We start from the raw sequence: 13,187 nt of genomic DNA on the forward strand, positions 1-13,187 counted from the left end.
TCCAATTCTTATTTTTTATAGTTAATATCATATACATCATGGCGACGATCTTTTAAGTGCTTCACCGTACCATCTTGACGTTGACGTCTTAAAATTTCCAAATCAACATCTCCGATTAATACCATTTCTACATTAGGTTCTGTTTCTCCGACTATTCCATCACGTGCAAATTCAAAATCAGATGGGGCAAAAATTGCCGATTGAGCATATTGAATATCCATATTTTCTGCTTGAGGTAAATTTCCAACAGTACCTGAAATAACTGTGTAAATTTGATTTTCAACGGCACGAGCTTGTGCACAATATCTCACTCGTAAGTAACCTTGTCGATCTTCTGTACAAAATGGTGTAAAAATAATATTCGCTCCCATATCAGTCGCAATACGAGCAAGTTCCGGAAATTCGATGTCATAACATATTTGAATAGCGATTTTCCCGCAATCTGTATCAAATACTTGTACGGAATCTCCTGCACTAATGCCCCACCATTTACGCTCATTCGGTGTAATATGAATTTTATATTGTTTATCAATCGAACCATCTCGATGAAATAAGTACGCAATATTATAAATTTCTTCATTTTCCTCTTCAACGAAATGAGATCCACCAATGATATTAATATTGTATCGTACCGCTAAATCTGAAAATAACTCCATATATTGTGGTGTAAATTCTGTTAGTTTCCGTACAGATTGACTTGGAGATGGCTCATTTAAAAAGGACATTAATTGTGTTGTAAAAATTTCTGGAAACACAACAAAATCGGATTGTGCATCTGAAGCTACATCAACAAAATACTCACATTGGTGTGCAAATTCTTCAAATGAACTAATTTTCCGCATCATATATTGAACAGCACAAATTCGAACTGGATAACTCGTTTTAAAATGCCGTTTCGAAAGTGGAATATAGTCTACATTATTCCATTCCATTAATGTTGCATATTTCGCAGATGCTTTATCATCCGGTAAATAGTTTGGATTAATACGCATTAATATAAATCCATTCATCAACTGAAATGTTAATACAGGATCATATATTTTATGACGCGAAACAGCTGTTACGTACTCTCTCGGAGACATTTCCACTGCATGTTTATGATAGTTTGGAATTCGCCCACCAATAATAATAGATTTCAAATTAAACTGTCTTGCAACGTCTTTTCTACCTTCATACAAACGTTGTCCGACTTTCATTCTTCTATATTCAGGATGAACCATTACTTCAATTCCGTATAAATTATAGCCATCGGGATTATGATTCGTAATATAACCAGAATCCGTCACATCCGACCATGAATGACGGTCATCATATTCATCAAAGTTAATGATTAAACTGGAACATGATCCAATCACTTTCCCATCTAATTCTGCTACTAATTGGCCTTCTGGAAATATCGTTAAATGGCTACGTAAATGTGCCAATTCCCAAGGGTCCATCCCCGGAAAACAAAGGCGTTGAATTTCTAAAATAGACTCAATATCGGTAAAAGTTGTTTGTCTTATAATCATACTTTTTTCAAATTGCGATAAATCGAACTCTTCAGACATATAATCACTCCTCCACTGGTCATTCCTATTCATTATATAACTCTTTCGCTTGTAGATAAAATATTTTACATGCTTTCCAATAACCTTTATACTTTGAATTGAGTTTAAAGTGTTTAAAGGAGAAACTTATGACAAAAAAAATCGAAAATCTACTATTATTTATGTGGACAGTCGCATTCACAGCAACGCTTGGCTCCCTATACTTTTCTGAAATTAGGCAATATGAGCCTTGTGAATTATGCTGGTATCAACGTATACTTATGTACCCAATCGTGTTAATTGTAGGGGTTGCATATGTCCAAAAAAATGTAAAAATTGCAGTTACTTCACTTGTCTTCTCCATTATCGGAGGTTGCATATCTGCGTATCATTATAGCATTCAAAAAATAGACTTTATGCAAGAGTCGGCTCCAGCTTGTGGACGAGTTGCCTGTACAGGTGAGTACGTAAATTACTTTGGATTTATAACTATCCCATTTTTAGCACTAATTGCGTTTATTTTAATTGCAATCACTAGTGTAATGATCTTGAAAAGTGGCAAGGAGGACAAATAATCATGAAAAAGTTAGCACTATTCGGCGGTATTATTATCGCGGTATTCGCATTAATTCTTGTACTAAATAATCAAAAAAACAAAGATGTATTAGAAGGAAATCCTTACGGTACTACAAATCTAAAACAATCTACTATCGATCTAATTAAAGATCCGAACTACCAAAACATTATCCTTCCAGATGACTTAGATGCTAAAATTAAATCGGGTGAGCCTGTTGCTGCCTATTTCTTTAGCCCTGAATGTGTTCACTGTAAAGAAATGACACCAAGATTAACACCACTTGCAGAAAAAAACGACATAGATATTGTGAAATACAATATACTTGAGTTTGATCAAGGTTGGAATAAATTTGGTATCGAAGCTACACCAACATTGATCTATTTTAAAGATGGAAAAGAAGTACAAAGAATGGAAGGTGCCGTCCCTAACGAAGGCATTCAAATATTTTTTGACCAAGTTATTTTAAAATAATTAGAGAGGTCATGTCTAATGGGCATGATCTCTTTTTAAGGAGAATCATCTATGATACATTCATTCACTTATACGGTTCCAGAAGATGGGCTAACTATTGACGAACTTCTTCAACAAAAATGGAAACTTGGAAAAAAACTGATTCACGATTTACGCATGCAAAAAGCGGTAAGTGATTCAACTGGCGAACTATTACAATGGAAATTACCTAATCGCAAAGGAGATGTGTTAGTTTTCACATGGGAAGGCGATGCATCCAACTATCTTACTTCCGATCAAATCCCTTTATATGTTGCATATGAAGATGAGTATTTATTAATCGCATCTAAACCACGTGGTGTTACGACACATCCAAATGAAGTTGGGCAAAATCACACATTGATAAACTTTGTTTTAAATTATTTAGCTGCAAAAGGACAAAATTATGCAGAGCATGTTCACCGCATCGACGAAGGAACAAAAGGATTAATCGTCATTGCAAAAAATCCGATTGTAAAAAATATGCTAGATCGTATGCTTGAAAATAAAGAAATTGTTCGCACGTATGAAGCAATTGTCGAAGGACAAGTAAAAAACAACCACGGTACTATTCGTGCTGCAATTGGCAATGACCGACACCATTCATCTAAAAAAGTAGTGTCTCCTTCTGGACAGCAGGCTATTACACATTATGAAGTAGTCGGCAGAGATGAAGCATTTACGAAAATGCATGCTATTTTGGAAACAGGACGTACACATCAAATCCGTGTACATTTTGCTTATTTAGGGCATCCAATTGTTGGAGATGAATTATACGGAGCTAGAAGAACGCCAACTCATACGTATGAATTACATGCATTTAAAGTACAATTCATTCACCCAATTACGGGCGAGCAAATTGTCGTAGAAGATAAAAGATAAGATAGAAAAGCGGACTTCCCTTCACTCATGGGCAGTCCGCTTTTTTTTAGTAGATGGAGATGGCTTTGGGGCTTTCGCTACGTTTTCATTCTCTTCTCAAAAAAAGAATCCCCTAATCTTTTTAGGAGATCCTTTCTTTTATTAGAAGCTGAAGCTAAACGTATCTGGATCTGCTCCAGTTCGTTCATTCAAATTAAGTGCATCGATATTTTTCATATCCTCAAACGATAACTCAAAATCAAATACATCAATATTTTCAATAATTCGTTCTGGTGTTACAGACTTTGGAATAACGATTAAATCATGCTGTAAATGCCAGCGAATGATAATTTGTGCTGGTGACTTACCATATTTCACACTAATGCGTTTTAATGTTGGTTCGTCCAGTAAGCCGCCTCTAGCAAGCGGTGACCAAGATGTGATGGCAATACCTTGGTCTGCACAGTATTCTCGAAGATCAAACTGTGTAAGCCTTGGATGTAATTCAATTTGGTTGACCATTGGTTGGACGTTTGCTTTTGCAGCAATTTCCTCCAAATGGTGAATCTGATGATTGGACACACCAGTCGCACGTATCAATTTTTCATCGTATAAACGCTCAATTGCACGATATGTTTCTACAAACGTTTCTTTTACTGCCCAATGTGTTAAATACAAGTCAATATAATCTAAGTTTAATAGATTCAATGATTTTTCAAATGCGCGAAGTGTTTGATCATACCCTTGATCTGTATTCCACACTTTCGTTGTAATAAAAATTTCATTCCTAGCAATCTTTGAAGTACGAACTGCTTCTCCAACTTCTTTTTCATTATTATAAAGCGAGGCAGTATCTATATGTCGATATCCATTGTCTAAAGCAGTTTCGATTGCTTGAAGTGCAATATCTGGTTCCGTCATTTTGTATACCCCTAAACCAATACGAGGCATTTCCACACCATTTGCTAATTGCTTTGTTGCATTTTTAGTTAACTCCACTAAACTCATCCTTCCCGTTTTATCTAATCAGAGGTAAAAACGACTGAAATAGATCAGCCGTTTTCTCTTTGCTTCATGGATGTTGCATCTTCCGATTGTGCTGGGTCTGCTGCACGATGATCTTTTTTGAGCTCTTGCTCATCACGCAGCTTCTCCATTTGTTTTCCTAGCTGCTTTACTTCTTCCATATTTGTTGCCATCGAACCGTTTTCTGGACCATTTTTTAAATTACCCATTCAAAAAATCACTCCTTTTTTATATCGTAGTAGAATATGACGGTTGATGCAACTCCGAAAAGAACGATTTTCGCCATAAATTCATTTTAAAGTAACGTTTCATTTTTGAACACTTTAGGGTATACTTAATTCAGCATATATTAGAGGAGGCACTCAATATGAAGTTAATCTTGATTCTTGGCGTATGTGTTGCGTTCCTTTCTGCAATTTTCACTGCAGGATACGACGACAAACCAGGTACACCTGAAAAGTAATTATAATAAAAACGGACGAGTCTTTTATGACCTCGTCCGTTTTTTTTAATGTAAGTTAGGATAATCTTGTTGTCTTAAAGCCTCATAAATTAGAATTGCTGCAGTATTCGATAAGTTTAATGAACGAATATTATCATTCATTGGAATTCGTAAAGCACGGTCTTGATTGGCATCAATTAAATCCCGTGGAAGTCCTTTTGTCTCTCTTCCAAAAACGAAGAAATGATCTTTATTTGCGTCGCTATAATCGTATGTTGTATGTGGCTTCGAGCCATGCTTCGTTAGAAAATAAAATTCGCCTTCTGGATGTGCAGCAAAAAACTCATCTAAACCATCGTAATACGTAATGTCAACATGCTCCCAATAATCAAGCCCTGCACGTTTCAACATTTTATCATCCGTTGAAAACCCAAGTGGTCGGATTAAATGCAATTTCGCTCCAGTTCCTGCACATGATCTAGCAATATTTCCAGTGTTCGCTGGAATTTCTGGTTGGTATAAGACAATATTAATACTCAAACTTTCCACTTCCTATTTCTCTATAGTATAAAATTGAAGTCCTTTTCTAATCTCACTAAGTACCTCTTCTTCTGTTTCCGTTTGTTCAGCTGTCTTTAATGCTTCCAAACCTTCTTCGGTATTAATTTTTCCAATTGCCCATGCGGCAGTTCCACGTATGACTGGTCTTGGATCATTATTCATTAGTTCGATTAACGGCGTGACCGCAGACTGCTCCTTAAAATGAGCTAATGCAATAATTGCATTGCGTTGAATTGGATTTTTACCTCTCCATGAGCCGGACATATGGCCATATGTTTCCTTAAACGAACGATTTGTCATGCTAAGCAATGGCAGTAAAAGTGGCTTTACGAGTTCTGGATCAGGCTGAAAGGCTTCCTGATGCAAGTTTGCCTTCCCTTTATTTTTTGGACAAATCGTTTGGCAAGTGTCACATCCATAAATTCGATTTCCTATTTTTGTCCGAAACTCGTCCGGAACCATTGTTTTCGTTTGGGTAATAAAAGCGATACATCTTTGCGCATTTAATTGTCCTCCTTCGATTAAAGCACCTGTTGGACAAATATCTAAACAAAGTGTACACTCCCCACATTGGTCCTCCATTTGTTCACTTGGTGCAAATGGGATGGACGTAATCATCTCTCCTAAATAGACATAAGAACCAAACTCCGGCGTAATAATGGCACAGTTTTTTGCACTCCAACCAATACCCGCCCGTTCTGCTACAGCACGATCTGACAGTTCACCCGTGTCGACCATCGAACGCAACTTTGCATCCGGCATATGCGTCAATATAAATAATTCTAAAAGAGCGAGCTTTTCCCTTAAAACGGTGTGATAGTCAACTCCCCATGATGCTCTCGCGAATATTCCACGTCTAGCTCCTTTTACACTTTGAGGTGCATCTTTCATTTTCGATGGATAAGCAATCGCAATGGAAATAATACTCTCTGATTCAGAAAGTATTAGCTTTGGATCTGTTCGTTTATCAATGTCTGGTTCTTCAAAACCAGAAGCATATCCCAATTCTTGCTGACGAACTAATCTATTTTTTAATTCATGAAATGGAGAAGCTGATGAAAAACCAATTTTATCAATTCCAATAGATGCTGCATATTCAATTAGTAGTTGTTGAAATTGGTTAATATTCACATTCGTTCTCCTTTCTTATGCTACACTAAAGAAAATAGTATAAGGATGGTTGTTATGATTGTAAAACTAGAAAATTCTTTATTTCAAATAGAACCTACTTTTAAAATAGGCATTCTTCATTATAACAAAATTGTTGTTTCATCTTCCCCTCAAATGCTCAAAGGGAGACTCCAATTATTCCAAGAGCAACTTTTCTTTGATTTGGAAGATAAATCTGTCACAGAATTCGATGGAATAAAAGAATGGCGCGCTTTATGGAAAAAGTTTGGCGCTGATCCAAACCGATACCGCCATTCAACCGAAGCATTATATCGAAGAATTGCAAAACAAAATTATATCACACCTATGCATTCTGCTGTAGATATAAATAATTTCCTATCACTTCGATACGAAATACCAATGGGAATCTATGATAGGCACAAAATACATGGTGATATAAGACTTGCACTTGGTGATGAAAATTCGATATACATGGGGCTAAATGGGCGAGAAAACAAACTACAGAACATCATCACGCTTCAAGATACAGAAGGACCATTCGGTAGTCCATTTGTTGACTCCGTACGTACCGCAGTAACAGAAGACACAACCGAAGCCATTCAAGTTGTTTTTCTTCGTCCTTCTATGAACGTAGAGGATGGACAACAATTACTTACGTCTATTGGTACGATGTTCACTCAAATACACGGTGGCGATTTTACTTCCACTGTATTGTTCCATGAAAATAAAGAATGGGGGATATAATTGATGTCTAATATTTCATTAGCTGAAGCAGTTAAATTAAAAAGTATTTTACTAAAAAGAGTCCATGAATTAGAAGAAGAAATTATGCGCGTAGCATTTAAAATTGTAGAAAAAGACACGGTTCCAGTCATTGGACCACGTACAGTTTCATTAGTAGATTCCGAGCTTACCGAAACTAGAAAAGATATTCGTTTGCTCGATAGGCTCATTTATAAAGCGAATATAAGTAACACAGTAACGTTCAAAGAAAGTATTTTTACAATTGTTGAAGCAATCGAGCTTGCGACACAAATGCGTGCACAAGCAAGAATTTATAAACAACTAGGTGCTGCGGAAAAACAAACGGTGCAATATGGCTATGGAGATGGCACAACTTACGTGCAAGTGGCTCTATTCAACCCTGAAGAATATCGTTTACATGCATTGCAATACGAAAAAGATGCGAATAAACTTTCTGGTCTTATTAATGCCAAAAACTATGCAATCACACTTGAATTTGACGACGAAAAATATGCGTAATCCTTGGTAAGGTGAGACTCCTTGCCAGGGCATAGTTAGGAAATCAACCCAATTTAAAATTAGGCAAACCAATGACCCCTAACCTTTTACTTTGTGACTAATAACCAATGACTACCCATTTGCACATGCAAACGATAAAAAACTAAGCTTACTAGCTGATTTCCTACTATGAAAACGCTCCTTTCACTTGTGAGAGAGAGCGTCTTTTTATCCCCAAAAATAAAGCATTTCTGGTCATTGTAGTAAATAGAATATATCGACTATAATGAAAATTAGTAACGAAATAAATTATACATAAAAAGGGGATTTACTTTGACACTTAATATTTGGTTCAATCGATGGTTTTCGACCGTTTCACACTATATGGATATGATTAGAAATAACCCTGATCAACAGAAGTTTGTTATTTACGGAACGCATCCTAATCCTGATACTGTTTATTTTAAAAATTGTGATGTATCAAGTACAGAACCAGATATTTCTGGTGAAGCATATCTTCAATTTTGCCTGGATTACTGCATGAAAAATCGTATTCATATATTTGTTCCAAGAAAAGAAAATGTTCTCATTTCCCAACATTTAAACAAGTTTGAGGAAATTGGCGTAAAAGTGCTCGTATGTCCCATCGGTGAGTTAATGACTTTAATGGATAACAAAGTAGCTATGTATCGTTCATTAGAAAATAAAGAAAAAGAAGGCTATCCAATCGTGACTATACCTTCCTACCGAATTGTTAATACGGCAGACAGTTTTAAAGCTGCCTATGAAGAACTAAGTAAGGATCATCCAAAACTATGTATAAAACCAATCATTGGAGAAGGTGCAAGTGGATTCCGCGTCATTGATAATACAACAGACACTATTCCTGTTTTATTTAACACTGCTTCTTCACAAAAACTCTCTTTTGACACTGTATATAAAATATTGCAAACTGAAGAAAACTTCCAAGACTTAATGATTCTTGAATATCTAGAAGGCTATGAATATAGCATTGATTGTTTAGCGGGAGCGGACGGAACATTAATTGCAGCCATTCCACGAAAAAAAGGAAGCGGCCGCATTCAAGAAATTGAAGACAATGATGAGTTATTAGAAATTGCTCAAAAAATGGCGAAACACTATAAAATTCCTTTCGTTTTCAACATCCAAATCAAATATCATGACGGTATTCCTAAACTACTTGAGATTAATCCTCGTATGAGTGGAGGATTGCACATAAGTTGCCTTGCTGATATTAATATCCCTTATTACGCTATTAAGCTATTACTAGGCGAAAAAATAGAATCACTCCATCCTAAATTTGGTGTAAAAGCAACTTACATTGAGCAATCTGTTATTTTAGCTTAAATTAAAATGCACAAAAAGCTTTAAATGAAATGCTTCAGTTTTTGAATAATCTATCGTAAACATAACAAAAATCCTCACAAACTGGAGTCAGTGAGGATTTCTTTTAATTTTCAAAAAGGCCTGTTTCTTCTCCATCAATTTGGAGCCTCCAAGTTCCATGCTCCTTCAGCGTAATTTTACCTGTGTAATGATAGATCATCCCTAAGCCCCCACCATCTATAAAGGTAGCCGTTTGTTCAAAAAAAGTAACTTCTTCTACATTGCCTTTTTTGTCGAGTAGCTTCACTTTAATTTTTTGTTTTTCTCCTACTGTGCTTAGCATAGTTATTTCAACCGATTCCCCGATTGGAATTTCTTTTGGAGCATCAAGTAATGTAAAATGTTCTGTTTTAGGAAATGACGGAAGTACTTCAATTGTAAATGCTTCAAATAATTCATCTTCTACGTAAAATGACAACTGCCATTCTCCCTCGCTTGGAAATGCCTCAAATCTAGCTAATGTATGCGCATCCTCACTATTCAGCCCACTAGAAAGAGTTCCTTCAGACAACTTAATTTTTTTCCCTTTTGTATTCACTGCTTCTACATAGTAACTCTTTCCAACAAGGGAATTTGCATCTCCCCAATAGTAAAGCATTAGCTTGGATCCCCTTCTTAAGTCTTTTGCAACAAATTGTTCTTTAAAAACAAGAATACCCAACTTTCCTTCTACCCCAATTACTTGTTGATTTCGATCTGGTAATGTAAAAGTAGCTCCTTGTTGCGTAGTCATTTCGTAATCATTACCATTTGTTAATATAAGAAATAATAGGACAGAACATATTCCTATAATAGAGAGGACTGGCATTACAAATGATTTCTTACGAGAAATTCTTTCTTCCCTAAGTTCATATAAAATTTTCTTTTTCTGTTCATGCTTTAAAGAATATTTAGTTAGATTTTTTAAGCTCTCTTGCAATTTTTCATATTCCTCCATATTCATCCCCCTCCATTTCTAACAGACTCTTCAATTGTTTTAAGGAACGATGATACATGACATTTACGTTATTCTCACTTCTTTTCATCACAACACTAGCTTCTTTCGATGACATTTCCATAATTCCTCTTAAAATGATTACTTCTCTCTGTGAAGGAGACAAACGATGGATTGCTTTATATAAATAGCGATACTCTTCGTTTAATATAATGCGCTGATCCATATCTACTGAGTAACTCTGCTCTCGTAAAAGCACTTGCCGAATTTTATTCCATACTTTACTCCTTCGATATTGATCCATTACAAGATTTCTAGCAATTGATATTAGCCATGTTTTCGGATGAGCACTTGCTTTATATGTTGTAGTTTTCCTTAGAGCTCGAAGGAAAGTTTCTTGCACAAAATCTTCTACGTCCATTGTTCCCATATAGTGTACAAGGTAGCTAGTTACATCCTTTTCATATTGCTCAAACCATTCTTCTATCAACCTATTGTCCAAAGAATCCCTCCTCACTCTAACTATTAGACGAATGACTTTTAATAATATTACATGTTATCAGTAAATAAATTACAACAAAATAAAAACCAACCACTTTTCAGCAATGGTTGGTTTTCATTTGATTTCATTTAATTAATAAGCACGACCGAACCAAACTGTATGTTTCGATTCTTTTCCACAATTGATACATGTAGATTTCGTAGCTGGTGGATTAAACGGGATATTACGAGTCGTAAATTTAGTTTCTGTTTTCACGTTATCTTCACAAACATCGTCTCCGCACCAACCTGCAAGAATCCAACCTGGGATTTCCCCTTTTTCAGTTGAGTCTGCAAGATGTTGGTTTAATTGCTCTAATGAATCCACATGCGTATGCGAATTTGCTGCACGGAATGCACGTGCTTTTTCCAATAAACGGGTTTGCATCGTTACTAATTCTGCTTCCACTCGCTCTACAATTGCAACAATATCTACTGATTCTTTCTCATCTAAATCACGAGCTTTAATCAGTACTTGATTATTTTCTAAATCACGTGGCCCTAATTCAACTCGAACTGGAACACCTTTTAGCTCCCATTCGTTAAATTTATAGCCTGGAGATTGATCTGAATCATCTAGACGAACACGAATACCCTTCGCTTTAAAAGCAGCGTAAAGCTCATCTAATTTCTCCATAATCGCCGGATTTTTCTTCCATGGTCCTACTGGTATTAGCACTACCTGTGTCGGTGCAACACGTGGAGGCAATACAAGTCCTTGCTCATCACCATGAACCATAATAACAGAACCTATCAAACGTGTAGAAGTCCCCCATGAAGTTGTATGCACGTATTCATGCTTGTTTTCTTTGTTCAAATATTTAATATCAAATGCTTCAGCAAACTTTGTTCCTAAATAATGTGATGTACCTGCTTGAACAGCTTTTCCATCCTTCATCATTGCTTCAATCGAAAACGTATCTACAGCCCCCGCAAAACGCTCAGACGGAGTTTTTTGTCCATCATATACCGGAATAGCTAAAAGCTCTTCTACTACCTCTTTATAGATGTTTAGCATTTGCATTGTTTCTTTGCGTGCTTCTTCTTCGTCAACATGAGCAGTATGCCCTTCTTGCCATAAAAATTCAGAAGTACGGATAAAAGGAAGTGTTTTCTTTTCCCAACGGAAAACGTTTGCCCATTGGTTAATTAAAACTGGTAAATCACGGTAGCTTTTAATCCAATCCGAATATAAATGACCAATCATTGTTTCTGAAGTTGGTCGAAGCGCTAATCGCTCTTCTAACTTTTCTCCAGCTGCTTCCGTTACCCATGGAAGTTCAGGAGAAAATCCTTCGATATGATCCTTTTCCTTTTCGAAAAATGATTCTGGGATAAGCATTGGAAAATATGCATTTCGATGTCCTGTTTCTTTAAAACGTCTATTCATTTCATCTTGAATATGCTCCCAAATTTCAAAGCCATCCGGTTTAAAAGCAATACACCCACGAACTGGGGTATAATCCATTAAATCTGCCTTTTGAATTGTATCGATATACCATTTTGTAAAATCATTTTGCTGTTGATTTGTCATTACTATTGCCTCCTATTTAATTGAATTAAAAAAGCACAAAGCTGTCCTTATAAAAGGACGTCTTTGTGCTGAATAGACGTGGTACCACCTTAGTTTAGCTAAAATAAAATAACTTTAGCCCTCTAATACGTTTGGTAACGAAAACGAGTCGGTTATGTTTGCATAACATCTCCGTGGTAGGTTTCAATAAGTAGAGGTGGTATAGCTCTCAACAAGTTGCTATACTTTCTGTTTCACAATTCTTATTTACTTAATCACATCATAGATTGTTTATTACTTATAATATACCAAATAGACCGTGTTAATACAATCGGAATTCATACTATCTAATTAGTTCACACAAATTTTCTACAAATAAAAAAGAATCCTCATATATCAAGGATTCTTCATTATTTTTGATACCGGTGGTCGGGGTCGAACCGACACTCTCGAAAGAACGGGATTTTGAGTCCCGCGCGTCTGCCAATTCCGCCACACCGGCAAAATATTAGACTAAAACTTTTATTTTAAAATTGGAGGCGGCAACCGGATTTGAACCGGTGATAAAGGTGTTGCAGACCTTTGCCTTACCACTTGGCTATGCCGCCGAAAGAAAATTTGGAGCGGAAGACGAGGTTCGAACTCGCGACCCCCACCTTGGCAAGGTGGTGTTCTACCACTGAACTACTTCCGCAAAAATACTGGGGAACCTGGATTCGAACCAGGGCATGACGGAATCAAAATCCGTTGCCTTACCGCTTGGCTATACCCCAATGGGGCGACTGATGGGAATTGAACCCACGAGTGCCGGAATCACAATCCGGTGCGTTAACCACTTCGCCACAACCGCCACTATTAAATAAAAAAAGAGCTAACTCTAAAGGAATATGGGGCGACTGATGGGAATTGAACCCACGAATGCCGGAATCACAATC

The 13,187-nt window shown here is 36.5% G+C and carries 14 protein-coding genes, 5 tRNA genes and 1 other annotated feature; of the genes, 6 read left to right on the top strand and 13 right to left on the bottom strand.

The window, feature by feature from the left end:
- Window positions 1-8: 8 nt before the first annotated feature.
- Complete coding sequence (locus RUH95_RS20295) at window positions 9-1,550, bottom strand: GNAT family N-acetyltransferase (protein ID WP_313894731.1); 1,542 nt, start codon at window positions 1,548-1,550, stop codon at window positions 9-11.
- Between the two features lie 128 nt (window positions 1,551-1,678).
- On the opposite strand from RUH95_RS20295, the gene RUH95_RS20300 reads away from it, so the two are divergent.
- From RUH95_RS20300 to RUH95_RS20310, 3 genes are read left to right on the top strand one after another with little or no spacing between them, the layout of a single operon-like run.
- Window positions 1,679-2,104, top strand: a complete 426-nt coding sequence (locus tag RUH95_RS20300; protein WP_313894732.1) for a disulfide oxidoreductase — start codon at window positions 1,679-1,681, stop codon at window positions 2,102-2,104.
- Between the two features lie 2 nt (window positions 2,105-2,106).
- A complete protein-coding gene (locus RUH95_RS20305; RefSeq protein ID WP_313894733.1) occupies window positions 2,107-2,577 on the top strand; it encodes a thioredoxin family protein in 471 nt (156 codons plus the stop codon).
- Between the two features lie 51 nt (window positions 2,578-2,628).
- On the top strand, window positions 2,629-3,477 hold the full coding sequence (locus RUH95_RS20310) for an RluA family pseudouridine synthase (protein WP_313894734.1): 849 nt from the start codon (window positions 2,629-2,631) through the stop codon (window positions 3,475-3,477).
- Between the two features lie 141 nt (window positions 3,478-3,618).
- Here the strand turns inward: RUH95_RS20310 and RUH95_RS20315 are convergent, their stop codons facing one another.
- The 4 genes from RUH95_RS20315 to queG form a co-directional block, all read right to left on the bottom strand.
- Window positions 3,619-4,407: an aldo/keto reductase gene (locus RUH95_RS20315; protein ID WP_397469531.1), complete on the bottom strand. Its 789-nt coding sequence runs from the start codon at window positions 4,405-4,407 to the stop codon at window positions 3,619-3,621.
- 101 nt (window positions 4,408-4,508) lie between these two features.
- Window positions 4,509-4,691, bottom strand: coding sequence for a hypothetical protein (locus RUH95_RS20320; RefSeq protein ID WP_313894736.1), 183 nt, complete (start codon window positions 4,689-4,691; stop codon window positions 4,509-4,511).
- Window positions 4,692-4,990: 299 nt separating this feature from the next.
- Complete coding sequence (gene trmL, locus RUH95_RS20325) at window positions 4,991-5,464, bottom strand: tRNA (uridine(34)/cytosine(34)/5-carboxymethylaminomethyluridine(34)-2'-O)-methyltransferase TrmL (RefSeq protein ID WP_313894737.1); 474 nt, start codon at window positions 5,462-5,464, stop codon at window positions 4,991-4,993.
- A 12-nt stretch (window positions 5,465-5,476) separates the two neighbouring features.
- Window positions 5,477-6,616: a tRNA epoxyqueuosine(34) reductase QueG gene (gene queG / locus RUH95_RS20330; RefSeq protein ID WP_313894738.1), complete on the bottom strand. Its 1,140-nt coding sequence runs from the start codon at window positions 6,614-6,616 to the stop codon at window positions 5,477-5,479.
- 54 nt (window positions 6,617-6,670) lie between these two features.
- Between queG and RUH95_RS20335 the strand changes: the two genes are divergently transcribed.
- The 3 genes from RUH95_RS20335 to RUH95_RS20345 all read left to right on the top strand — a co-directional run bounded on the left by RUH95_RS20335 (window position 6,671) and on the right by RUH95_RS20345 (window position 9,226).
- On the top strand, window positions 6,671-7,360 hold the full coding sequence (locus tag RUH95_RS20335) for a B3/B4 domain-containing protein (protein ID WP_313894739.1): 690 nt from the start codon (window positions 6,671-6,673) through the stop codon (window positions 7,358-7,360).
- 3 nt (window positions 7,361-7,363) lie between these two features.
- Window positions 7,364-7,879, top strand: coding sequence for a hypothetical protein (locus RUH95_RS20340; RefSeq protein ID WP_313894740.1), 516 nt, complete (start codon window positions 7,364-7,366; stop codon window positions 7,877-7,879).
- A 312-nt stretch (window positions 7,880-8,191) separates the two neighbouring features.
- On the top strand, window positions 8,192-9,226 hold the full coding sequence (locus RUH95_RS20345) for an ATP-grasp domain-containing protein (RefSeq protein WP_313894741.1): 1,035 nt from the start codon (window positions 8,192-8,194) through the stop codon (window positions 9,224-9,226).
- Window positions 9,227-9,329: 103 nt separating this feature from the next.
- Here the strand turns inward: RUH95_RS20345 and RUH95_RS20350 are convergent, their stop codons facing one another.
- The 8 genes from RUH95_RS20350 to RUH95_RS20385 all read right to left on the bottom strand — a co-directional run bounded on the left by RUH95_RS20350 (window position 9,330) and on the right by RUH95_RS20385 (window position 13,102).
- Window positions 9,330-10,202, bottom strand: a complete 873-nt coding sequence (locus tag RUH95_RS20350) for a hypothetical protein (protein WP_313894742.1) — start codon at window positions 10,200-10,202, stop codon at window positions 9,330-9,332.
- Complete coding sequence (locus RUH95_RS20355) at window positions 10,189-10,701, bottom strand: RNA polymerase sigma factor (RefSeq protein WP_313894743.1); 513 nt, start codon at window positions 10,699-10,701, stop codon at window positions 10,189-10,191. The genes RUH95_RS20350 and RUH95_RS20355 overlap by 14 nt, the downstream gene beginning before the upstream one ends.
- A gap of 132 nt (window positions 10,702-10,833) precedes the next feature.
- Window positions 10,834-12,273 carry a proline--tRNA ligase gene (gene proS, locus RUH95_RS20360; RefSeq protein ID WP_313894744.1) on the bottom strand — a complete coding sequence of 480 codons (1,440 nt, stop codon included), beginning with the start codon at window positions 12,271-12,273 and terminating at the stop codon, window positions 10,834-10,836.
- Window positions 12,274-12,323: 50 nt separating this feature from the next.
- Window positions 12,324-12,545, bottom strand: a binding site (T-box leader).
- A gap of 127 nt (window positions 12,546-12,672) precedes the next feature.
- A tRNA-Leu gene (locus RUH95_RS20365) sits at window positions 12,673-12,754 on the bottom strand.
- Between the two features lie 32 nt (window positions 12,755-12,786).
- A tRNA-Cys gene (locus RUH95_RS20370) sits at window positions 12,787-12,860 on the bottom strand.
- A gap of 11 nt (window positions 12,861-12,871) precedes the next feature.
- Window positions 12,872-12,946: transfer RNA gene (locus RUH95_RS20375), tRNA-Gly, on the bottom strand.
- Between the two features lie 7 nt (window positions 12,947-12,953).
- Window positions 12,954-13,025 (bottom strand) — tRNA-Gln (locus RUH95_RS20380).
- 1 nt (window position 13,026) lies between these two features.
- Window positions 13,027-13,102, bottom strand: a tRNA-His gene (locus RUH95_RS20385).
- Window positions 13,103-13,187: the final 85 nt, after the last annotated feature.

The sequence above is a fragment of the Psychrobacillus sp. genome (assembly GCF_032154225.1).
GTDB lineage: Bacteria > Bacillota > Bacilli > Bacillales_A > Planococcaceae > Psychrobacillus.